This is a genomic window from Sulfitobacter sp. G21635-S1 (assembly GCF_027213915.1).
Taxonomy (GTDB): Bacteria; Pseudomonadota; Alphaproteobacteria; order Rhodobacterales; family Rhodobacteraceae; genus Sulfitobacter.
The window spans coordinates 63150-83925 of record NZ_JAPWGV010000004.1 but is presented as its reverse complement, the minus strand read 5'-3'; the positions used below and the strand labels follow the sequence as shown (position 1 = coordinate 83925).

The 20776-nt window shown below is 62.3% G+C and carries 21 protein-coding genes; 15 read left to right on the top strand and 6 right to left on the bottom strand.

Translation table 11 applies throughout. From position 1 onward, the window contains the following. Positions 1 to 65: 65 nt before the first annotated feature. From O4H53_RS06215 to O4H53_RS06165, 11 genes are all read left to right on the top strand, one after another. Positions 66 to 992, top strand: coding sequence for a PRC-barrel domain-containing protein (locus tag O4H53_RS06215; RefSeq protein WP_269362213.1), 927 nt, complete (start codon positions 66 to 68; stop codon positions 990 to 992). 169 nt (positions 993 to 1161) lie between these two features. After that, complete coding sequence (gene mdh / locus O4H53_RS06210; protein WP_114274756.1) at positions 1162 to 2124, top strand: malate dehydrogenase; 963 nt, start codon at positions 1162 to 1164, stop codon at positions 2122 to 2124. 691 nt (positions 2125 to 2815) lie between these two features. Continuing rightward, positions 2816 to 3199 carry a succinate dehydrogenase, cytochrome b556 subunit gene (gene sdhC, locus O4H53_RS06205; RefSeq protein WP_269362210.1) on the top strand — a complete coding sequence of 128 codons (384 nt, stop codon included), beginning with the start codon at positions 2816 to 2818 and terminating at the stop codon, positions 3197 to 3199. A 10-nt stretch (positions 3200 to 3209) separates the two neighbouring features. Continuing rightward, positions 3210 to 3581, top strand: a complete 372-nt coding sequence (gene sdhD, locus O4H53_RS06200) for a succinate dehydrogenase, hydrophobic membrane anchor protein (protein ID WP_269362208.1) — start codon at positions 3210 to 3212, stop codon at positions 3579 to 3581. Positions 3582 to 3609: 28 nt separating this feature from the next. Further along, a complete protein-coding gene (gene sdhA / locus O4H53_RS06195; protein ID WP_269362206.1) occupies positions 3610 to 5415 on the top strand; it encodes a succinate dehydrogenase flavoprotein subunit in 1806 nt (601 codons plus the stop codon). 1 nt (position 5416) lies between these two features. Beyond that, the gene (locus tag O4H53_RS06190; protein WP_114274752.1) at positions 5417 to 5746 is read left to right on the top strand and encodes a hypothetical protein; all 330 of its coding nucleotides are present in this window, start codon (positions 5417 to 5419) and stop codon (positions 5744 to 5746) included. A gap of 3 nt (positions 5747 to 5749) precedes the next feature. After that, positions 5750 to 6550 carry an FkbM family methyltransferase gene (locus tag O4H53_RS06185; RefSeq protein WP_269362204.1) on the top strand — a complete coding sequence of 267 codons (801 nt, stop codon included), beginning with the start codon at positions 5750 to 5752 and terminating at the stop codon, positions 6548 to 6550. Positions 6551 to 6623: 73 nt separating this feature from the next. After that, positions 6624 to 7403 (top strand): succinate dehydrogenase iron-sulfur subunit, encoded by a 780-nt coding sequence (locus O4H53_RS06180; protein ID WP_269362202.1) that lies wholly within the window; start codon positions 6624 to 6626, stop codon positions 7401 to 7403. 68 nt (positions 7404 to 7471) lie between these two features. After that, a complete protein-coding gene (locus O4H53_RS06175) occupies positions 7472 to 7687 on the top strand; it encodes a hypothetical protein (protein ID WP_269362201.1) in 216 nt (71 codons plus the stop codon). 41 nt (positions 7688 to 7728) lie between these two features. Then, entirely contained in the window at positions 7729 to 8448 is a 720-nt protein-coding gene (locus O4H53_RS06170) for a hypothetical protein (RefSeq protein WP_269362199.1), read from the top strand. Between the two features lie 30 nt (positions 8449 to 8478). Beyond that, entirely contained in the window at positions 8479 to 10131 is a 1653-nt protein-coding gene (locus O4H53_RS06165) for an FAD-binding dehydrogenase (protein ID WP_269362198.1), read from the top strand. Between the two features lie 2 nt (positions 10132 to 10133). Here O4H53_RS06165 and O4H53_RS06160 read toward each other — a convergent pair whose 3' ends face one another. Then, the gene (locus tag O4H53_RS06160; RefSeq protein ID WP_269362196.1) at positions 10134 to 10577 is read right to left on the bottom strand and encodes a hypothetical protein; all 444 of its coding nucleotides are present in this window, start codon (positions 10575 to 10577) and stop codon (positions 10134 to 10136) included. A gap of 142 nt (positions 10578 to 10719) precedes the next feature. Between O4H53_RS06160 and O4H53_RS06155 the strand changes: the two genes are divergently transcribed. Further along, positions 10720 to 11565, top strand: coding sequence for an urea carboxylase-associated family protein (locus O4H53_RS06155; protein WP_269362194.1), 846 nt, complete (start codon positions 10720 to 10722; stop codon positions 11563 to 11565). 757 nt (positions 11566 to 12322) lie between these two features. Here O4H53_RS06155 and O4H53_RS06150 read toward each other — a convergent pair. Next, positions 12323 to 12664 carry a winged helix-turn-helix transcriptional regulator gene (locus O4H53_RS06150; RefSeq protein ID WP_269362192.1) on the bottom strand — a complete coding sequence of 114 codons (342 nt, stop codon included), beginning with the start codon at positions 12662 to 12664 and terminating at the stop codon, positions 12323 to 12325. Positions 12665 to 12755: 91 nt separating this feature from the next. Between O4H53_RS06150 and O4H53_RS06145 the strand changes: the two genes are divergently transcribed. Beyond that, positions 12756 to 13472 (top strand): MBL fold metallo-hydrolase, encoded by a 717-nt coding sequence (locus O4H53_RS06145; RefSeq protein ID WP_269362190.1) that lies wholly within the window; start codon positions 12756 to 12758, stop codon positions 13470 to 13472. 263 nt (positions 13473 to 13735) lie between these two features. Here O4H53_RS06145 and deoD read toward each other — a convergent pair whose 3' ends face one another. From deoD to O4H53_RS06125, 4 genes are all read right to left on the bottom strand, one after another. Continuing rightward, entirely contained in the window at positions 13736 to 14446 is a 711-nt protein-coding gene (gene deoD, locus O4H53_RS06140) for a purine-nucleoside phosphorylase (RefSeq protein WP_269362188.1), read from the bottom strand. A 165-nt stretch (positions 14447 to 14611) separates the two neighbouring features. Further along, positions 14612 to 14950 carry an H-NS histone family protein gene (locus tag O4H53_RS06135; protein ID WP_269362187.1) on the bottom strand — a complete coding sequence of 113 codons (339 nt, stop codon included), beginning with the start codon at positions 14948 to 14950 and terminating at the stop codon, positions 14612 to 14614. 80 nt (positions 14951 to 15030) lie between these two features. Beyond that, complete coding sequence (locus O4H53_RS06130; protein WP_269362185.1) at positions 15031 to 17025, bottom strand: protein meaA; 1995 nt, start codon at positions 17023 to 17025, stop codon at positions 15031 to 15033. A 99-nt stretch (positions 17026 to 17124) separates the two neighbouring features. Further along, positions 17125 to 17709, bottom strand: a complete 585-nt coding sequence (locus O4H53_RS06125; RefSeq protein ID WP_269362183.1) for a GNAT family N-acetyltransferase — start codon at positions 17707 to 17709, stop codon at positions 17125 to 17127. 66 nt (positions 17710 to 17775) lie between these two features. On the opposite strand from O4H53_RS06125, the gene O4H53_RS06120 reads away from it, so the two are divergent. Together O4H53_RS06120 and ccrA are read left to right on the top strand one after the other, a co-directional pair. Beyond that, positions 17776 to 19170, top strand: a complete 1395-nt coding sequence (locus O4H53_RS06120; protein WP_269362181.1) for a 1-acyl-sn-glycerol-3-phosphate acyltransferase — start codon at positions 17776 to 17778, stop codon at positions 19168 to 19170. A gap of 113 nt (positions 19171 to 19283) precedes the next feature. Continuing rightward, positions 19284 to 20564: a crotonyl-CoA carboxylase/reductase gene (ccrA, locus tag O4H53_RS06115; RefSeq protein WP_114274740.1), complete on the top strand. Its 1281-nt coding sequence runs from the start codon at positions 19284 to 19286 to the stop codon at positions 20562 to 20564. Positions 20565 to 20776: the final 212 nt, after the last annotated feature.

The following is a 20776-nucleotide window of genomic DNA, read 5'->3' as shown; positions in this document are numbered from 1 at the left end:
CTGGCATCTGTCAGTTCGTCCTTCAATCGGTGCGTGACACCGGACACATACGAAGGAGTAGTATTATGAAACGCTTTCTGAGCACAACTGCCGTCATCCTTGCCCTGACGGGCGGCGCCTATGCGCAATCAACCGCAGAGGTGAACACCAACATGGGTGCGGTTGAATTCGAACAGGGCGATTTCTATGCCAGCAACCTGATCGGCATGCGCATCTATAATGCGGAACAGGGTGTCGATGCGGACCAGCCCGTTGCGGCGGGGGCCGAGGCCGAATGGGACGACATCGGTGAGATCAACGACATCATCGTGGCCCAGGATGGCAGCGTGCGCGCCGTGATCCTTGGCGTTGGCGGGTTCCTCGGGCTGGGTGAACGTGACGTGGCCGTTTCGATGGACGACATCACGGTTGTCCGTCAGGACGGTGACATGAATGACCGGTTCCTCGTGGTTTCCACCAGCAAGGAAGCGCTGGAAGCGCTGCCGGAGTTCGACCGCAACATGGGCGATGAAACCCTGAACGGCGAGACCCTGGAGCAGAACGCGGAAGCCACGGCGCAGGACGCTGAAAACATGGCTGAAAACGCGGCTGAGGCAACCGAGCAGACGGCAGAGGACGCCGGGGCCGCCGTTGCCACCACCGCCGACAACATGCAGGACGAGATGACCCGTCCGGCCTATGAGCGCGAGGGGTACCAGAATGCCGAGATGGCCGAGGTCGAGAAGCTGACGGCGGAAGAGATCAACGGCTCTTACGTCTATGGCTCCAACGACGAGACCGTGGGCGAGATCGACAACCTGATGGTCGGCGATGACGGCAAGCTGACCGAAGCCGTGATCAATGTGGGCGGCTTCCTGGGAATTGGCGAAAAGCCGGTTCTGGTAAGCTTTGACGACATCCAGGTGCTGAAAAGCGAAGATGGCAGCGACTATCGCTTCTACATCAACAGCACCAAGGAACAGCTGGAACAGATGCCTGAATATCAGGACTGAACGCCCGGAACATGACCGAAAACCGGTCATGCTGTTCGAAAAGGTCGCCCTTTTGGGCGGCCTTTTTCTGTCGGGCGGTCCGGAACAGGGTGGTTGAAAGGCCGAACTTGCAGCACGGGCCGCATTTCGCTATGCCGCAACGAAATGCAACCCTGACGGAGAACATACCATGGCCAGACCCAAAATCGCGCTGATCGGCGCGGGGCAAATCGGCGGTACACTTGCACACCTCGCGGCACTGAAAGAACTGGGCGATGTCGTTCTTTTCGACATTGCCGAAGGCACGCCAGAAGGCAAGGCGCTGGACATCGCGGAATCGGGCCCTGCGGGCAAGTTTGATGCGACCCTGTCAGGAACGCAGGATTACGCGGATATCGCCGGTGCCGATGTCTGCATCGTGACCGCCGGTGTCGCCCGCAAGCCGGGGATGAGCCGCGACGACCTGCTGGGCATCAACCTCAAGGTGATGAAATCCGTGGGCGAGGGCATTGCGGCCCATGCGCCCGACGCTTTCGTGATCTGCATCACCAACCCGCTCGACGCGATGGTCTGGGCGCTGCGCGAATTCTCCGGCCTGCCGCATGAAAAGGTCTGCGGCATGGCGGGCGTGCTTGATTCGGCGCGCTTCCGGCATTTCCTTGCCTCCGAGTTCAACGTGTCGATGAAAGACGTCACAGCCTTCGTGCTGGGCGGCCATGGCGACACGATGGTGCCGCTGGTGCGCTATTCCACCGTTGCCGGTATCCCGCTGCCGGATCTGGTCAAGATGGGCTGGACAAGCCAGGAGAAACTGGATGCGATCGTGCAGCGTACCCGTGATGGCGGCGCCGAGATCGTGGGCCTGCTGAAGACCGGTTCGGCCTTTTATGCGCCCGCGACCAGCGCCATCGAGATGGCCGAAAGCTATCTGAAAGACCAGAAACGCGTCCTGCCCTGCGCGGCCTATGTGGACGGCGCCTATGGTCTGGACGGTTTCTATGTCGGCGTGCCGACAGTGATCGGCGCAGGCGGCGTGGAGCGTGTTGTGGAGATTTCCATGAACAAGGACGAACAGGCGATGTTCGACAATTCCGTCAAGGCGGTCAAAGGCCTGGTTGACGCCTGCAAGGGCATCGACAGCAGCCTGAGCTGATCGCTGGAGAGACGCCAGCCGATTTGGTCTGGCAGGATGATGTGCAATGCCCCCGCAGATATCTGCGGGGGCATTTGCGTTTGAGGCGTATGTTGTCATTGCCGGGCAAAACCGACCTTTGCGTCACTTCGCTGACCCGGAGCGTGGCGCTACGTCCGATGGAGGGGGCGGGGGCCAAGCGGACATTCGTGAAAAATGCTGCGAACGGCGGGAAAGAGCCCGGAGTGACATGAGACACAAGCCGGGCCAGCGCCTGCCCGGGGTGGGCGATACTGACCTTGGTTCATGCCACTTTATTTCTCAACCTTGATGAATCCCATCGAGGGTACACCCAGCGTCACCAAATCGCCTACCCGACCGGCGGGCAGGCGATGGCCCGGCGCCTTCGGCTTGTTCCGCGCTTTGGTTGCCAATGATCAACGGCAAGAAAGTCCCGCATAGCGGACTCTCGCGCGTCTCAGAGCGCGGGTCTGGCGTCAAAATGGGCAAGTGAGTCGCAGGTCTGTGATCACACAAAATATCCGTGTGATCACAAAACGGAAATTCTTGCGGATTTCTGCATTTTTCCGCCAAGCTTCCCCATAAAACCGCGTGTTAGCCTGTTCAGCCCTCGTGACACTCCTGCAAAAACCGCTATCACTAGGTCAGCCAAGGACCAAAATACAGCCACTCACATCAAAGGACCAGACTTATGGCCGATGTAAACCGGGGCAACCGCCCGCTGTCACCGCATCTGACAATCTACCGCCCGCAACTGACCTCCATGACGTCGATCCTGACGCGCATCACCGGCAATGCCATGCTGGTCGCGGCGCTGCTGATCGTCTGGTGGTTCCTGGCGGCGGCGACCAGCGAAGGGTATTTCGACGTGGTCAACGGTTTCGTGACCAGCTGGTTCGGCGATCTGATCATGTTCTTCAGCGTGCTGGGGCTTTGGTATCACACGCTGGCCGGTATCCGGCACCTGATCTGGGACAACGGCTATGCGCTGGATGTGCCCACGGCGGAAAAGCTGGGCTGGGCCTGCATCGGCGGTGCGGTGCTGCTGACGGTGCTGACCGTCATTATCGTGTAAGGAGAGACTGATGGCTTATCTGACAGATCGCAAACGCGCCACCGGCCTCGGCTCCGCCAAAACCGGGACCGCCCATTTCTGGGCGATGAAGGTCAGCTCCGTCGCGCTGCTGATCCTGATCCCGCTTTTTGTCTTTACCTTCGGGTGCGCGCTGGGCGGCACCTATGAAGAGATCCTGGCCTATTACAGCCGTCCGGGCCCCGCGATCATCGCGGCGCTGACGCTGGTTGTCGGCTTCAAGCACTTCAACGACGGGGTGCAGGTATTGATTGAGGATTACGTGCACGGGACGGCGCAGAAGCTTGCGATCATCCTGATGACCTGCCTCAGCTACGGCGCGGCGGCGGTGGGCGTTTTCGCCATCGCGCGCCTGGCGCTCTGATCCATTCATTCCCGAGGGGAGACCGAACATGGCTGCATATGAGTATGAAACCCACGAGTATGACGTGGTTGTTGTTGGGGCGGGCGGTGCAGGCCTGCGCGCGACATTGGGGATGGCGGAGCAGGGGCTGCGCACGGCCTGTATCTCCAAGGTGTTCCCGACCCGGTCGCATACCGTGGCCGCACAGGGCGGCATTGCCGCGTCGCTGTCCAACATGGGCCCGGACAACTGGCAGTGGCACATGTACGACACGGTGAAGGGCTCCGACTGGCTGGGCGACACCGATGCGATGGAATACCTCGCCCGTGAGGCGCCCAAGGCGGTCTATGAGCTGGAACACTACGGCGTGCCGTTTTCGCGGACCGAAGAAGGCAAGATCTATCAGCGGCCCTTTGGCGGCCATACCACCGAATTCGGTGAAGGCCCGCCGGTGCAGCGCACCTGCGCCGCCGCCGACCGCACCGGCCATGCGATTCTGCACACGCTCTATGGTCAGAGCCTGAAACAGAACGCGCAGTTCTACATCGAATATTTCGCCATCGACCTGATCATGTCCGAAGATGGCGTGTGTCAGGGTGTGCTGTGCTGGAAGCTGGACGATGGCACCATGCACCTCTTTGCGGCCAAGATGACCGTGCTGGCGACCGGCGGCTATGGCCGCGCCTATTTCAGCGCCACCTCGGCGCATACCTGCACCGGCGACGGTGGCGGCATGACCGCGCGGGCCGGCCTGCCGCTGCAGGACATGGAATTCGTGCAGTTCCACCCCACGGGCATCTATGGTGCCGGCTGCCTGATCACCGAAGGTGCGCGGGGCGAGGGCGGATACCTCACCAACTCCGAAGGCGAGCGGTTCATGGAGCGTTATGCGCCCACCTACAAGGACCTTGCCAGCCGTGATGTGGTCAGCCGCTGCATGACCATGGAGATCCGCGAAGGCCGGGGTGTGGGCGAGAACAAGGACCACATCCACCTGCACCTGAACCACCTGCCGCCCGAAACGCTGGACCTGCGCCTGCCGGGGATCAGCGAATCCGCGCGTATCTTTGCCGGGGTGGACCTGACGAAAGAGCCGATCCCGGTGTTGCCGACGGTGCACTACAACATGGGCGGTATCCCCACGAACTATTGGGGTGAGGTGCTGGCCCCGACCAAGGACAAGCCCGACAATGTCTCGCCCGGCCTGATGGCCGTGGGCGAAGCGGGCTGCGCCTCCGTGCACGGGGCCAACCGCCTCGGCTCGAACTCGCTGATCGACCTGGTGGTCTTTGGCCGCGCCGCTGCGATCCGCGCCAAGGAAGTGGTGGATGCCAATGCCCCGGTGCCGGTGCCCAACAAGCGCTCGGTCGAGGCGGCGTTCAGCCGGTTCGACGGGCTGCGCTATGCCAGTGGCCATGTGCCGACAGCAGAGCTGCGCCTTGAGATGCAAAAGACGATGCAGGCCGATGCCGCCGTCTTCCGCACCGACAAGACCCTGGCCGAGGGCGAGGAAAAGATGAAGAACGTCGCAGGCAAGCTGGACGACCTGCATGTCACCGACAAGTCGCTGGTGTGGAATTCCGACCTGATGGAAACGCTGGAGCTGACCAACCTGATGCCCAATGCGGTGGCCACGATCACCGCCGCTGCGGCGCGCAAGGAAAGTCGGGGCGCCCATGCCCATGAGGATTATCCCGACCGCGACGACGAGAACTGGCGCAAGCACAGCCTGATCTGGTTCAAGGGCAATGAGGCCTCGCTGGGCTTCCGTGGCGTGCATCTGAAGCCGCTGACCAGCCATAACGAAGGCGGCATCGACCTGAAAAAGATCGCCCCCAAGGCGCGGGTGTATTGAGATGCGCCTTGCAGGCATCGCTGTTCTTGCCCTGGCCATAGCGGGCTGTACCGAAGTGACCGAGGCGGTGGACAGCACCGCGCGGGCGGGGGCAAAGGGGGTTGTCACCGAAACCCTTGCCACCCGTTTCCCGCAGGTCCCCAAGAAGCTGATCACGCCCTTCACCGATTGCATCATCGATTATGCCGATGCGCTGGAAGTGCGCGAATTCGCCCGTGCCGCCGTTGTCGGCGTGGACGATTCGACAGTGACCATCGTACGCAACATCCTGGCGCGGCCCGATACGCAGACCTGTCTCAAGGCGCGCACCCTCGAAGCCGGGTTGAGCTGACCCATGAACGCCCTGCCGCATCCCACCTTCGAGCCGGTCGCGGAATCGCTGACCCTTGAGGCGATGCGCGCGGCGTTCCGGGCGGCGGACCGGCCGCTGCGGCAAAAGCTGATGGCGGCGCTGCCGCCTGCGGTGGTCGAATTCGCGGGCATCCGCATGTATGTGGACCCGCGCGACAATTATACCGACCGGATGATCTGGCTCTATGGCCAGCCGCCCGAGATGAAATCGCTGACCGCATTGACCGAAGTGGTCGAGGGCAAGAATGCCTTCATCCTGGATATCGGGGCCAATTGCGGGGCCTTTGCCGTGCCGCTGGCGGTGGCGGCGGGCAAGGGCAGCCGGGTGATCGCCTTTGAGCCGAACCCGGTGATGATCGGGCGTCTGGGCCATAACGTGCAGCTGAACGGGCTGGGCCATATGGTCCGGATCGAAGGTTGCGCGCTGGGCGCGGAACGCGGCGAGGCGATGCTGAACTTTCACGGAAACAACTTTGGCCAGGCCTCGCTGCTGCCGGTCAAGCGGCGGTCGCGCAGTGGCGGCAGGCTGGTGCCGGTGCGTCCCCTGCTGGATTTCGTGGAGGCGGCGGCGGGTCACGATGTCTCGGTTTTGAAGATCGACGTCGAGGGCGCGGAGCCTGCGGCCCTTGGCCCGCTGCTGGCGGCGGGCGGCTGGCTGCCGGATGTGATGCTGGTGGAAACCGATCACGCCGCAGATTGGGACAGCGACCTGCTGGGCATGATCGAAGGTCTGGGCTTCAGGGCCGCGATGCAGGCCGAACAGAACACATTGTTTGTCCGTTAGGGCAGGCGGAATTGAACGCCCCCTGGCGGGGTCTGATTGAAACCGGCGGCGACGCCAGAACAGGAGATGCTACATGGTTCAGCTGACGCTCCCCAAGAATTCCCGCATGACCAGCGGCAAGACATGGCCCAAGCCCGAAGGGGCCGGCAACCTCAAGGAATTCCACATCTACCGGTGGAGCCCGGATGACGACAAGAACCCGGCGCTGGACACCTATTTCGTGGACATGGACAGCTGCGGCCCGATGATCCTGGACGCGCTGATCAAGATCAAGAACGAGATCGACCCGACCCTGACCTTCCGCCGGTCCTGCCGCGAGGGCATCTGCGGCTCCTGCGCGATGAACATCGACGGGATCAACACGCTGGCCTGCACCTATGGCGTGGCCGAGGTGAAGGGCGTGGTCAAGATCTATCCGCTGCCGCATATGCCGGTGGTCAAGGACCTGATCCCGGACCTGACCCATTTCTACGCCCAGCATGCCTCGATCCAGCCCTGGCTGGAGACCGAGACACCGGCCCCCGCGAAGGAGTGGAAGCAATCCACCGACGACCGCGAGAAGCTGGACGGTCTTTATGAATGCATCATGTGCGCCTGCTGCTCGACCTCCTGCCCCAGCTACTGGTGGAACGGCGACCGCTATCTCGGGCCGGCCGCGCTGCTGCACGCCTACCGCTGGATCATCGACAGCCGCGACGAGGCCACGGGCGAGCGTCTGGACGACCTTGAGGACCCCTTCAAGCTCTACCGCTGCCACACGATCATGAACTGCGCCAAGACCTGCCCCAAGGGGCTGAACCCGGCCAAGGCGATTGCGAACATCAAGAAACTGATGGTCGAACGGACCGTTTGATCCTGAACAATTGAACATATGGACGCGCGGCGGCTGTCATAACCCGCCGCGCGTCTTACGTCAGAACCATGCTTGCACCGATCTTCTTTGTCATCGCGGTCATTGCCGTCGCCATCTATGCCCACCGCCACGCCGGCACCCGCCGATGCCGCTGGCGCGAGGACCGCGCGGGGGCCAGGGGGGCGCTGATGAAATACAATTGCGTCACCTGCGGGGCCGAGGCCTTTCGCGCCAAGGGCAAGCCGGACCGCTGCCTGGCAAGGCTGAACCGGCCCGGTCTCTGAACACAGTTGCTTTCCGGTCCTGACCCGCGCAGGCTGCGGTCATGACCAAGATCGAATTCCTCTGCCCGCCCGACCTGCTGGGCCGCATCCCCGCGCCGCAGTCTGCGGCGAAATTCCTGCCCGAATGGTTTCGCGATCTGGACCGCGAAATGGATATGAAGGATGCCCATGGGCTGCCCGGGCTGACGGTGCGCGCCTGTCTGCCGGTGGCCGATGTGATGGCACAGGGCTGGATCATTCCGACCCCTTTCGACATCTGGACGGTGGTTGACCCGCAGACCCGCGCGATGGAGTTTCGCTGGGCTTCCGATCTTCCCTTTGCCCCGATTGATGCCCATCACCCCGGCCAGATCGGCGCGGAATATCCGCCCTTCGAGGGGGCGCAGCCGCTGAAGCTGATCAACCCGTGGCGGGTGGTCCTGCCACCGGGCTGGTCGGCCAGTTTTCTGCATCCGGTCAATCACTTTGAACTGCCCTTTGCCGAGTTCAACGGGACAGTTGACTGCGATGCGCTGGATGTGCCCGTCAATGTCCCGTTTCTGTGGACCAGCACCCGGGGGGCGCTGCGGATGCCCGCGGGCACGCCGATGGTGCAGGTGATCCCCTTTGAACGTGCGGCCCAGATGCGGCAGGCCGAGGTGCGCGCGGAAACCGCCGGGGAACAGGCGCGCCGTCAGGCCGCCAACAGCCGCAAGCACAGCGAGGAATCGGTCTATGCCCGCGAATGGCGGCGGCGTCATGAAAAGTCGCCTTCGGGGTGACGGTGGGCAGGATAGGCAAAGGGGGAGGCCATGACACAGACATCTTTCAAGGCAGATGTGATCATCGTGGGGGCGGGGCTGGCCGGGATGGCCGCCGCCCATGAGGCGGTGCAGCGGGGGCGCCGGGTGCTCCTGCTGGATCAGGAGGCACCGCAGTCGCTGGGCGGTCAGGCCTTCTGGTCGCTGGGCGGGTTGTTCATGGTCGACACGCCGGAGCAGCGCCGTCTGGGGATCCGCGACAGCGCCGAGCTGGCGCTGAGCGACTGGATGGGATCGGCGCAATTCGACCGGGAAGAAGACGCCAACCCCCGCGCCTGCGCCGAAAGCTTTGTCGATTGGGCGGCGGGGGGCATGCGCCAGTGGTGCCACGATCTGGGGATGCGCTGGTTTCCGGTGGTGGGCTGGGCCGAGCGGGGCGGCGCGCTGGCGGGGGGGCATGGCAATTCGGTGCCGCGTTTCCACATCACCTGGGGCACCGGCACCGGCGTGGTGAAACCCTTTGTCCGGCTGATGACGGAACATGCCGCCGCAGGGCAGCTGAAACTGGCGTTCCGGCACCGTGTGACCGGGTTGATCACCCGTGATGGCGGCGTGACCGGGGTGCAGGGCGATGTGCTGGAGGACAGCACCGCGGCGCGGGGGGAAAGCACCTCGCGCAGGGTCACGGGGCAGTTCGAATACGGGGCAGAGGCCATTGTGCTGACCACCGGCGGCATCGGCGGGAACCATGAGCTTGTGCGGGCCAACTGGCCGCGCGACAGATTGGGCGCGCCGCCCGCGCGGATGGTGTCCGGGGTGCCGGATTATGTGGATGGCAAGATGCAGGAGATCGCCGTGCAGGCCGGGGCAGGCACGATCAACACCGACCGCATGTGGCATTACTGCGAGGGGATCGAGAACTGGAACCCGATCTGGCCCAACCATGGCATCCGCATCCTGCCGGGGCCATCCTCGCTCTGGTTCGATGCGCGTGGCACCCGGATGGAAGCGCCATGTCTGCCCGGTTTCGACACGCTGGGGACGTTGAAACGCATCCTGCAGGCGGGAGAGCACAGCTGGTTCATCCTGACGCAGAAGATCATCGAAAAGGAATTCGCCCTGTCCGGCTCGGAGCAGAATGCCGATCTGACCGAAGGCGGCTGGCGCGAGGTCCTGCAGGCGCGCCTGGGCAAGGGGGCAACCCCGGCGGTGGAGGCCTTCAAGGAGAAGGGCGCGGATTTCGTGGTTGCCGATGATCTGGAGAGGCTGGTGGCGGGAATGAACCGGCTGACGCCGGAACATCCGCTGGAGCTGGAGCAGATCCGCGCGCAGATCAGGGCGCGCGACCTGCAGCTGACCAACCCGTTTTCCAAGGATGCGCAGATCACCGCGATCCGGGGGGCGCGGGCCTATCGGGGCGACAGACTGATCCGCACCGCGAAGCCCCATGCGATCCTCGATCCGGCCAACGGGCCGCTGATCGCGGTGCGGCTGAACGTGCTGACCCGCAAGTCGCTGGGGGGATTGCACACCGATGTGCAGGGCCGAGTCCTGACGCCCTCAGGCGCGGTGTTGCCCGGCCTTTATGCCGCCGGAGAGGTCTGCGGCTTTGGCGGCGGCGGGTATCACGGATACAACGCGCTGGAAGGAACCTTTCTGGGCGGTTGCCTGCATTCCGGCCGGATGGCGGGACAGAACGCCTGAGGTCAATACAGGCGCTGCGCCTGCCCGGTGGTCAGATCAATGCGCCACATCGCCTCCTGCGTGGGGCAGCAGCGCGGCTCGCCGGGGCCGGGCATGGTGGTCAGCAGCTGAAGCTGCCCGTTCTGGAACTGCGGCGCGCGGGGCTCGTGACCAAAGAGGTTGTAGACGGGGGTGGAGAGCTGCCAGCCCTGCGCCGTCTGCCGGAATACCCCGGCCCCAAGTGCGACGCTGCCCGCCGAACCCGGGATATGGACATAGGCAATGCCAAGGCTGACCCGGGCCTGTGCGGGATCGGGGCTGTCGGGCATCCAGTAAGACGCTTCCATGCTGCCGGTGGTCGACAGGTTGCCGAGCAGCAGCGCATCGAGGTTGCCCCAGCCTTCCTGCGCCAGGGCGCCCTTTGCCGCCAGCAGCAGCGCCAGCATCGCTCCGATGATCCGCATCATTGTCCTTGCTCCCTTGATCCCGGGCCATGATTGCGCTGACCACAGGATCAGGCAAGCCCCTTGCGCCGGGAACGTGCCTAAGGCGTCTTTACTCTGCCCGCGCGAGGCGGCAGCTTTGCCGGGACCAAACCGGAGTTCTGACATGTCCCTTGCCCCGCCTGACGCCGATGCCCGCCGCGAGGTGGCACCCGTGATCTGCTATCCGGTGGAGACCCTGCCGCCGCCGGACATGGCGCTCTATGACGCTGCGCGCGCCAGTCTTGCAAAGACGGCGGAAGTCATGGTGCCGCCGCGCGAGGCGGGTGTGTTCACGGTGCCTGCGGGCCATTTCTTTCGGATCACCAGTGTCGAGGGGCCGCAGGTGGGCGACCTGAACCTGTGGCATCTGAATGACCTCTCCGAGCGGTTCTATTCCGGCAAGACCCGCGCCCTGCATGGCACCCATCTGACGCGGGGGGACCGTATGTGGTCCGCCTTTCCCCATCTGCGGCCGCTGGCCACGATCACGGCGGATACGCTGGGCTGGTACGGCATCGACGGTTACGGCGGGTCGGTGCATGATGTGATCGGCACCCGCTGCGATCCCTATACCCACAATCTGCTGTCAGGCGGCCAGTATCACCATTGCTGCCATTCCAACCTGACCCGCGCCCTTGCCGCACATCTGGGCATGGACCTCTCGGAGGCGGAGCGCCATGTTCACGACGTGCTGAATGTCTTCATGTGTACCGGTTTCACCCGCGACACCGGGCAATATTTCATGAAGGCAAGCCCGGTGCGGCCCGGCGATTTTCTGGAATTCTTTGCAGAGGTGGACCTGCTGGGTGCGCTCAGCGCCTGCCCGGGTGGCGATTGTTCGACCCTGCATTCCTCGGATGTTGCCAGTTGTCATCCGCTGCTGGTGGAAGTCTTTGCGCCGGAGCCTGCGGCCCTGACCGGATGGCAAAGCCCCGCGCGGAATGCTTATGCGGGCGGGCACGGCAGCTGAGCCGTTGTCAGTGGTCGCGCCCGGGGTGCTGCCTTTATCCGGTTCGTAAAGCGCTGCAACCTGTCGGAACCGCTTATCCGGGGCGCCCGGAAGCGGTTCCCGTTTTTAGGCTTTATGCGCCCGGTGCTGATCCGCAAATGAAGACATGTCAAAAATGACATGTCAGTTTGCTGACAAACCCGGAAACGGCTGCCGCCGGAGGTAAATCGTTCTTCTGCGCTCAGCGTTACGTTTTCGAACGAAGGGCCGCGCCCGAGCCTGGGAGGGCGCATTGAGACGCGCATTCGGAGCGCTTCCCTTACAAATATCAATGTTGTCAGTGTGATACGAGAAGTCACCAAAAGCGCCCTCCCGTTTTGCCGGAGGCAAACCTTCGGTTTGACGGGAGGGTCGGGCGCGGCCCGGGCTGACACCCGGGCCAAGGCTTGTGGCTGGCGTCGTGGAAGAACGATTTCGTTGTTTCGGGGGGGACGGGTGCAGGAACGTGCTTTTTCAGCAGCCTCACATGACATGTCAAAAATGACATGTCTTCATTTGCAAAGAACCGGGGGGCGGGCAGGTGGAAAACATCGGGGGCTGTGGCATGTCGCGCAACTGGGAGGCTTCCCGGCGCATTTTCTTAATCCCGTCAACAGGCCACGCAGGGCTATCCTGACCCGGCTGCCAGGCGTTTCCGGCCCGGACCGGACATTGATCATACCGAACCAAACCACTGCTGTGGTCGCCAAGGCAAGGCAGGGAGCCGCGTGGAAATCCGTCAACCGAAGGTCTGTTTCCAATCGTAGAGTTGTCCGAGAATATCACCAAGCGCGGATCCCTTGCGCGTCAGGGAGTAACCGACACGTTGACGCGCGTCACCTTTGGGGGTTCGCGCAACCATCCCGTTTTCCTCGAAGTCTTTCAACTGGGCCCGCAGCACCTTTCGGCTGACGCCTTCCATCTCACGCTGAAGCTCAAGAAAGTGACGCTCTCCTGCGGTGAGGCAATGAAGGATTTTTGGCCCGTGCTTTCCGCCCAAAATGCGCAAAGTCTCTGCCACCGGACATTGCCCTGTCACCGGGTCAGCCCATGGGCGGGTCGTTGGAGTTGCGTCTTTCATCTTTGATCTCCGGTTACAAAAAGGTGCCCAATTTCGCGCCCCCTCGGTTCAGGGCAATGTCGCCTGACCTTAGCAACAGCGGACCGCGCTCATGACCAGGCCCCAGATCGAGACTATCCCAATTCTGCCTTTGGGGATGCTTAATTCCTTCCTCATAATACACGGAGAGGATGCCATTCTTGTGGACACCGGGCTACCCGGGTCCGAAGCAAAGATTTTCAAGCGGTTGAAGAAACTTGGCCTGAGTTGGCTCAATGTAAAATTGATCGTTCTGACGCACGCGCATATCGATCATGCCGGGTCTGCCATCGGGATAAAGGCTTTGACCGCCGCTCCGATCTGCGCCCATGCGCTTGAAGTTCCATATTGTTCTGGTCAGCCACCCAGGCTTGCGGCAACGGGTCCGTTCGGTAGGGCATTCCAAAAGACCGGCGCAATTGAAAGACCGTTTTCCTATTTCAAACCGGATGAGATCATGACGGCAGGGGAAATGGGCCTTGAGGATCGCGGGTTTCCACTGAAAATCATTCACACTCCCGGGCACACGCCGGGATCGGTTTCGGTGCTGTTGGAAGATGGCCGTGTCATTGCGGGAGATCTGGCAGCTTCCGGCGTGTTGCTCGGTGGTATTTTGATGCGCAGCAAACCCAAGCGACCGCCTTTTGAAGAAGACCAATTGGCGGTGGCAGCCTCATTGGAGCACTTGTTACAGCGCGGGTGCAAGACGTTCTACCTTGGCCACGGAGGGCCTTTGAGCGCGGATCGGATAAAGGAACACGTGTCAGCTCTGAGACGCGTTCAAGTGTGATCCATGCGTCGCCACGTGCCAAGACCTCCTTCGCTGCCACCACGTAGCACGGTCAATATGGGCTCTTTCCGGACTTCCGCAGCGACATCCATGAACCTGCGCCATGCGCCCGGTGCTGAGGCGCAAATGAAGACATGTCAAAAATGACATGTCTTCATTTGCAAAGAACCGGGGGGGCGGGCAGGTAAAGTTCCGGGGGCTGGCATGTCGCGGCAAACCTGAACCCCCATGCCCTGCCGCTCGGCCACAGGTCCCCACTGCACCTAACCGCCGTCAAACGCCGCCTTCAACGCAATCTCGACCATGTCGCCGAAACTGCGCTCGCGCTCCGCGGCGGGCAGGGCCTCACCGGTTTGCAGATGGTCCGAGACCGTCAGCACCGCCAGCGCACGGCGGCCGTGACGTGCGGCGAGGGTGTAAAGCTCTGCCGCCTCCATCTCGACCCCCAGGATGCCATGGCGCACCATCTGTTCGTCCAGATCGGGGCGTTCGGCATAGAAGACATCCGAGGAATAGATGCCGCCGACGTGGGTTGTGGTCCCTTTGGCTTTAGCTGCAGCGACAGCAGCGCGCAGCAGCGACCAGTCGGCACAGGGGGCAAAATTCACCTCCCGGAAGATGCCGGAGGAGGGCGATGTGATCGTGGTGGCCGTCATCGCGATGATGACATCGCGGATGCCCACATGGGGTTGCATCCCGCCGCAGGATCCGATGCGGATCAGGGTCTGCGCATTGTAATCGCGGATCAGCTCGTTGGCATAGATCGACAGCGAGGGCATGCCCATGCCGGAGCCCTGAATGGTGACGGTATGACCCTGCCAGGTGCCGGTGAATCCCAGCATCCCGCGCACTTCATTGACCAGCCGCGCGTCTTTCAGAAACGTTTCGGCGGCCCATTTCGCGCGATAGGGATCGCCCGGCATCAGGACAGTTTCGGCAATATCTCCGGGCTTTGCGCCGATATGAATGGTCAAGGCGTTCTCCTGTGTTGTCTGGGGACAAGCATGCAGAACCCGCAGGGCGGGGGCAAGTTGCAATGGCGGTTCGCAGTCTGATCCGGTTTCCGGGAATTGGCGGTTCCTGCGCCAATTCCCGCTGTGCTTTGAATACAGCAGCCGCCAGGACCAGGGGGGCTGACCTCAGATTTTCATTTTCGCAGGGTCGGTGCCTTTTTCAACTTCAGCGCGATACCAATTCGGCTGACGGCCTTTTCCTGTCCAGGTTTGCGACCGGTCCGCAGGGTTTGCGAATTTCGGCTTGGAGGCTGCTTTCGGCTTTGCCGCCTTCTTTGCCTTGCGCGCCGGTTTCTCGTCATCGGTCAATTCGCTCAGCGAGAAGCCGAATTCCGCAGCCGCCTTTTCTGCCGCCTTGCGTGCTTCACGACGGTCGCGGGCCTGCGCATTGGCCAGCGCCTTTTTTACGTCAGAAAGGATCTTCTCCAATTCCTTCGCGCTTTTTGATTTAAAATCCAATTCCATTGGTTCTTCCTTTTAGTCTGTCTAGACCTCAAGGCTGTAATACAAATGGCAGAGGATTCCAGTTCAAATTTGTGTCAGAGCTATTGCGCTGCAACCGCTGCGGGATCCACCAGGGTCACGATATCGGCCATGATGGTATTCAATTCGAAATCCTTGGGGGTATAGACCCGCGCAACGCCCATCGCCTTGAGCCGTTTTGCGTCTTCCTCGGGAATGATGCCGCCCACGATCAGGGGTATTTCGCCCAGGCCCGCTTGACGCATCTGCCCCAGCAGGTCCTCGACCAGCGGAATATGAGAGCCCGACAGGATCGACAGGCCAATGACATGCGCCTTGTCGTTGCGCGCGGCTTCGACGATTTCGGCGGGAGTCAGCCGAATGCCTTCATAGGCGATGTCCATGCCGCAGTCGCGGGCCCGCACGGCGATCTGTTCGGCGCCGTTGGAATGGCCATCCAGCCCCGGTTTGCCCACCAGGAATTTCAACCGGCGGCCCAGCCGGTCGCTGACGGAATCCACCGCGGCGCGCAGGTCGTCCAGCCCTTCGGTCTTGTTCGACTGGCCTTTTGCAACGCCGGTGGGGCCACGGTATTCGCCATGGACGGCGCGCATCTGTGCGGCCCATTCGCCGGTGGTCACCCCGGCCTTGGCGGCTGCGACCGACGCGGGCATGACGTTGCGCCCTTCTGCTGCGGCGGCGCGCAGGTCCGCCAGTGCCGCCTTGACCGCACCCTCGTTGCGCTCTGCGCGCCAGGCGTTCAACCGCTCGATCTGGTCGGCCTCGGTTGCCGGATCCACCACCATGATGCCGCCGTCGCTGGTCATCAGCGGCGAGGGCTCACCCTTTTGCCATTTGTTCACCCCGACCACGATGGTTTCACCGGCCTCGATCCGGGAAAGACGTTCGGAATTGGATTCGACCAGCCGGCCTTTCATATAGTCGATGGCAGAAATTGCCCCGCCCATGCCGTCGAGATTGGCCAGTTCGGCGCGCGCGCCCTGTTTCAGCAATTCCACCTTGGCATCGACTGCCGGGTTGCCGTCGAAAAGATCGTCGAATTCCAGCAGATCGGTTTCATAGGCCAGGATCTGCTGCATCCGCATCGACCATTGCTGATCCCAGGGGCGCGGCAGGCCCAAAGCCTCATTCCAGGCGGGCAATTGCACGGCACGCGCACGGGCCTTTTTCGACAGGGTCACTGCCAGCATTTCGATCAGAATGCGGTAGACGTTGTTTTCCGGCTGCTGTTCGGTCAGCCCCAGGGAATTGACCTGCACGCCATAGCGGAAACGGCGGTGTTTCGGATCTTCGACACCATAGCGTTCGGCGCAGATTTCATCCCAGAGATCGACAAAGGCGCGCATCTTGCACATTTCGGTGACAAAACGGATGCCCGCATTCACAAAGAATGAAATGCGGCCCACGAGTTTCGGGAAATCCTCTTCGGCCACGCGGGGGCGCAATTGGTCGAGCACGGCGGTGGCGGTGGCCAGGGCAAATGCCAGTTCCTGCTCGGGCGTCGCGCCGGCCTCTTGCAGGTGATAGGAACAGACATTCATCGGGTTCCATTTCGGCACATGAGTATAGCAGTATTCGGCCACATCCGCGATCATCTTGAGCGATGGGGCAGGGGGGCAGATATAGGTGCCCCGGCTGAGGTATTCCTTGATCAGGTCGTTCTGCACCGTGCCCTGCAATTGCGAAACATCCGCGCCCTGTTCCTCGGCCACGGCGATATAAAGCGCCAGCAGCCAGGGGGCGGTCGCGTTGATGGTCATCGAGGTGTTCATCTGTTCCAGCGGGATCTGGTCAAAGAGCGCGCGCATGTCGCCCAGGTGGCTGACCGGCACGCCGACCTTGCCGACCTCGCCCCGGCTCAGCACATGGTCGCTGTCATAGCCGGTCTGCGTGGGCAGATCGAAAGCCACGGAAAGACCGGTCTGCCCCCGCTCAAGATTGGAGCGGTAAAGCGCGTTGGAGGCGGCGGCGGTGGAGTGGCCGGCATAGGTCCGGATCAGCCAGGGGCGGTCTTTCTGGGTCTCGGTCATCGGTCCATCCTTGAATCGGTTCGGCAATATTGTTGCGTTGACCCGTATCTAGAGGAAACTTTGCGCAACTGTCAATTCGCTGCGTTGCGGCATTTCCATCTCACCTCAAACCCCGGACCGGCCCTGTCAGATGTGACAGATCATCCGTGTCGCGCTGCGAAAACCAAAGATCAGGCGGAAAGGGCCAAGGTGTTCCTGGCCCGTGGCTTCAAAACCGAACCGTTCATAAAGCGCGCGGGCGCGCGGGTTGGTGTCGATGACATCTAGCCGGATGGATGATTTGCCCTGCGCCTTTGCCGTCTCCCTGATCGCATTCAGCAGCGCGCTGCCTAGCCCCTGACCACGCGCTTCACCTGCGACGCAGATCCCGTCCATCAGCAGCGTGTCATCCGACAATTCCCGTTCGACAAGGCCCAGCAGCGGACCGCGCCAGCAGGCGGAGAGGAAACCGTAACTGCGCGCGATGTCCCGCAGGTTGCCGCCGATCAGCGATCCTTCGGCGGTCTTGAAGCCCGCAACGCCCTGCACCCTGTGACCGGCGTCGCGGGCCACCAGGGCAAATGCCGGGTTCAACTGGTCGGACAGGAACCGAAGCGCCTTTGCGGGCGGGCCCAGGACATAGTGCAATTTGCCGGAAAAGGCGGCCCAGTAGAGATCGGCGACGCGGCTTCGTTCATCCTCCGAGAAGCCTTTCGATATGGTGAATTCCATTGCGCTGCCTTTCCTGTCCCCCAATTACATATTGTCCTTGCCCCCTGCCGCTGCAAGGGTGCGCCCATGACGCAGATTGTCGAATTGCCGCTGTGGCTCTTTATCCTGATATTGCTTTTTGCCGCAGTCACGGCATTGAGCCACCTGCTGCTGCCCTCTGTCCGCTGGTTTTTCCGCCTGCGGCTGGAACGGGCGGTCAAGCGGCTGAACCGGCGGCTGAAACGCCCCATCGAGCCGTTCAAGCTGGCGCGGCGGCATGACATGATCCAGCGGCTGATCTACGACCCGGATGTCACCCGCGAGATCGTCAATTACGCGGCCAAGAACCGGGTGCCGGAAAACGTGGCCTTTCAGAAAGCCCGTGAATACGCGCGGGAGATCGTGCCCAGTTTCTCGGCCTTTGCCTATTTCAGTTTCGGGATCCGGGTGGCGCGGCTGCTGGCCAATTCGGTCTACCGGATCAAGACCGCCGACAGCAATGATGCGACCTTCGATGCGATCCCCAAGGATGCGACGGTGGTTTTTGTGATGAACCACCGGTCCAACATGGATTACGTGCTGGTGACCTATCTTGCGGCGCGGGATTCGGCGCTGGCCTATGCGGTGGGGGAATGGGCGCGGGTCTGGCCGCTGAGCTGGCTGATCAAGTCGCTGGGGGCATATTTCATCCGCCGCCGGTCGCGCGGCGCGCTCTATCGCAAGGTGCTGGCGCGTTATGTGCAGATGGCCACGGCCGGGGGTGTGAACCAGGCGATGTATCCCGAAGGCGGGCTGAGTCTGACCGGGGCGCTGCAACCGCCGAAGATGGGGCTGCTGTCCTATGTGGTGGAAGGGTTCGACCCCGAAAGCGAACGCGACGTGGTGTTGATGCCGGTGGCGATCAACTATGACCGGGTGCTGGAGGACAAGGTGCTGATTGCGGCCGACCAGCGTGGCGACAGACGCTTTGGCGCGCGGATCACGGTGGTGGTGGGGTTCATCCTGCGCAAGCTCTGGCAGCGGCTGACCCGTCAGGAAACCCGGTTCGGCACGGCAGCGGTGGCATTCGGCGCGCCCCTGTCGCTGCGTGAGGCGGGGGCGGATGCGACGGTCGAGGCCTTGTCGGACGAGCTGATGGCGCGGATCTCCGGTGCCATGCCGGTGCTGAGCGTGCCGCTGATCAGCACCGTCCTGCTGGAGGGCCAGGCGCTGGAGACGCAGGCGCTACTGGACCGGGCCGCCCAAGTGCTCGGCCAGGTGCCGCTGGCCAACCGGGCGGTGGATGCATCGGAGCTGGAAACCGAATTGCGCCAGGCGCTGAACGGGCTGCGCGCACGCGGCGTGGTGCTTTGTGACCAATCGACCTGGCGCGCCAACCCGGAAGAAGTGGCGGTGCTGCGGTTCTATGCCAATTCGATTGCCCATCTGCTGCCGGAGAATGCTGCACCCGCATTGGATGTTTCTGCGACTGCGAGGTCATAAAATTACAAAAATGACCCCTGAGAGGTTGCATAATTGCGCAACCAGTCATATTCCGTCCTGACAACCGGCGATTCTGCATCGCGGCACAATTGATTCACGGACAGGAGGCCCGCATGGCACTCGACACGACCATCGCGCAATACGACGCACCTGAGAAGGACCTCTACGAGATGGGCGAAATGCCCCCGATGGGGTATGTTCCCAAACAGATGTATGCCTGGGCGATCCGCCGGGAACGTCACGGCGACCCGGACAAGGCTATGCTTCAGGAAGTGGTCGATGTGCCGAAGCTGGACAGTCAGGACGTGCTGGTCCTGGTGATGGCGGCGGGCATCAACTACAACGGGGTCTGGGCCGCGCGCGGTGTGCCGATCAGCCCCTTCGACGGCCACAAGCAGCCCTATCACATCGCGGGGTCGGATGCTTCCGGCATCGTCTGGGCCGTGGGTGACAAGGTCAAGCGCTGGAAAGTCGGGGATGAGGTGGTGATCCACTGCAACCAGGACGACGGCGATGATGAACATTGCAACGGCGGCGACCCGATGTATTCGCCCAGCCAGCGGATCTGGGGATACGAGACACCGGACGGGTCGTTCAGCCAGTTCACCCGCGTGCAGGCCCAGCAGCTGATGCCGCGTCCCAAGCATCTGACCTGGGAGGAATCGGCCTGCTATACCCTGACGCTGGCCACCGCCTACCGGATGCTCTTCGGCCACGAGCCGCATGACCTGAAACCGGGCCAGAACGTGCTGGTCTGGGGGGCGTCGGGCGGTCTGGGTTCCTATGCGATCCAGCTGATCAACACCGCCGGTGCCAATGCGATTGGCGTGATCTCGGATGAATCCAAACGCGACTTCGTGATGGATCTGGGGGCCAAGGGCGTGTTGAACCGCAAGGATTTCAACTGCTGGGGGCAATTGCCCACGGTGAACACCCCCGAATATGCCACCTGGTTCAAGGAGGCCCGCAAGTTCGGCGCGGCGATCTGGGAGATCACCGGCAAGGGCAACAATGTCGACATGGTGTTCGAACACCCCGGCGAGGCGACCTTCCCGGTGTCCACATTTGTGGTCAAAAAGGGCGGTATGGTTGTGATCTGCGCCGGCACATCCGGTTTCAACCTGACCTTTGACGTGCGCTACATGTGGATGCACCAGAAGCGCCTGCAGGGCAGCCACTTTGCCCATCTGCAGCAGGCGGCCTCTGCCAACAAGCTGATGCTGGAGCGGCGGCTGGACCCCTGCATGTCGGAGGTCTTTACCTGGGCCGACCTGCCCGAGGCGCATATGAAGATGATGCGCAACGAGCATAAACCCGGCAACATGTCGGTGCTGGTGCAGGCACCCACCACCGGGCTGCGCACCCTGGAGGACGCGCTGGACGCCCGCGGCTGATCGCGCGCCCCATTTCCGTCATTTCCGACGCCCGCGAATCACTCTCGATTCGCGGGCGTTTTCCGTCCCCGCGCGGTGCCCTGTTTCATTCCGGGGGGTTGGCATTTCCGCCCCCCGCCATTTCTGGGGAGGGGAAAGCGGCGAATTTTCGTCAAAATCTCCTACATGCTATGATTGAATTAACCTACCATTAACCATTTGGAAGCGAGGCT

What these genes read in the sequence shown, in the direction of transcription:
- O4H53_RS06215 (WP_269362213.1), top strand. Translation starts at nt 66, where the DNA reads ATGAAACGCTTTCTGAGCACAACTGCCGTCATCCTTGCCCTGACGGGC.
- mdh (WP_114274756.1), top strand. Translation starts at nt 1,162, where the DNA reads ATGGCCAGACCCAAAATCGCGCTGATCGGCGCGGGGCAAATCGGCGGT.
- sdhC (WP_269362210.1), top strand. Translation starts at nt 2,816, where the DNA reads ATGGCCGATGTAAACCGGGGCAACCGCCCGCTGTCACCGCATCTGACA.
- sdhD (WP_269362208.1), top strand. Translation starts at nt 3,210, where the DNA reads ATGGCTTATCTGACAGATCGCAAACGCGCCACCGGCCTCGGCTCCGCC.
- sdhA (WP_269362206.1), top strand. Translation starts at nt 3,610, where the DNA reads ATGGCTGCATATGAGTATGAAACCCACGAGTATGACGTGGTTGTTGTT.
- O4H53_RS06190 (WP_114274752.1), top strand. Translation starts at nt 5,417, where the DNA reads ATGCGCCTTGCAGGCATCGCTGTTCTTGCCCTGGCCATAGCGGGCTGT.
- O4H53_RS06185 (WP_269362204.1), top strand. Translation starts at nt 5,750, where the DNA reads ATGAACGCCCTGCCGCATCCCACCTTCGAGCCGGTCGCGGAATCGCTG.
- O4H53_RS06180 (WP_269362202.1), top strand. Translation starts at nt 6,624, where the DNA reads ATGGTTCAGCTGACGCTCCCCAAGAATTCCCGCATGACCAGCGGCAAG.
- O4H53_RS06175 (WP_269362201.1), top strand. Translation starts at nt 7,472, where the DNA reads ATGCTTGCACCGATCTTCTTTGTCATCGCGGTCATTGCCGTCGCCATC.
- O4H53_RS06170 (WP_269362199.1), top strand. Translation starts at nt 7,729, where the DNA reads ATGACCAAGATCGAATTCCTCTGCCCGCCCGACCTGCTGGGCCGCATC.
- O4H53_RS06165 (WP_269362198.1), top strand. Translation starts at nt 8,479, where the DNA reads ATGACACAGACATCTTTCAAGGCAGATGTGATCATCGTGGGGGCGGGG.
- O4H53_RS06160 (WP_269362196.1), bottom strand. Translation starts at nt 10,577, where the DNA reads ATGATGCGGATCATCGGAGCGATGCTGGCGCTGCTGCTGGCGGCAAAG.
- O4H53_RS06155 (WP_269362194.1), top strand. Translation starts at nt 10,720, where the DNA reads ATGTCCCTTGCCCCGCCTGACGCCGATGCCCGCCGCGAGGTGGCACCC.
- O4H53_RS06150 (WP_269362192.1), bottom strand. Translation starts at nt 12,664, where the DNA reads ATGAAAGACGCAACTCCAACGACCCGCCCATGGGCTGACCCGGTGACA.
- O4H53_RS06145 (WP_269362190.1), top strand. Translation starts at nt 12,756, where the DNA reads ATGACCAGGCCCCAGATCGAGACTATCCCAATTCTGCCTTTGGGGATG.
- O4H53_RS06135 (WP_269362187.1), bottom strand. Translation starts at nt 14,950, where the DNA reads ATGGAATTGGATTTTAAATCAAAAAGCGCGAAGGAATTGGAGAAGATC.
- O4H53_RS06125 (WP_269362183.1), bottom strand. Translation starts at nt 17,709, where the DNA reads ATGGAATTCACCATATCGAAAGGCTTCTCGGAGGATGAACGAAGCCGC.
- O4H53_RS06120 (WP_269362181.1), top strand. Translation starts at nt 17,776, where the DNA reads ATGACGCAGATTGTCGAATTGCCGCTGTGGCTCTTTATCCTGATATTG.
- ccrA (WP_114274740.1), top strand. Translation starts at nt 19,284, where the DNA reads ATGGCACTCGACACGACCATCGCGCAATACGACGCACCTGAGAAGGAC.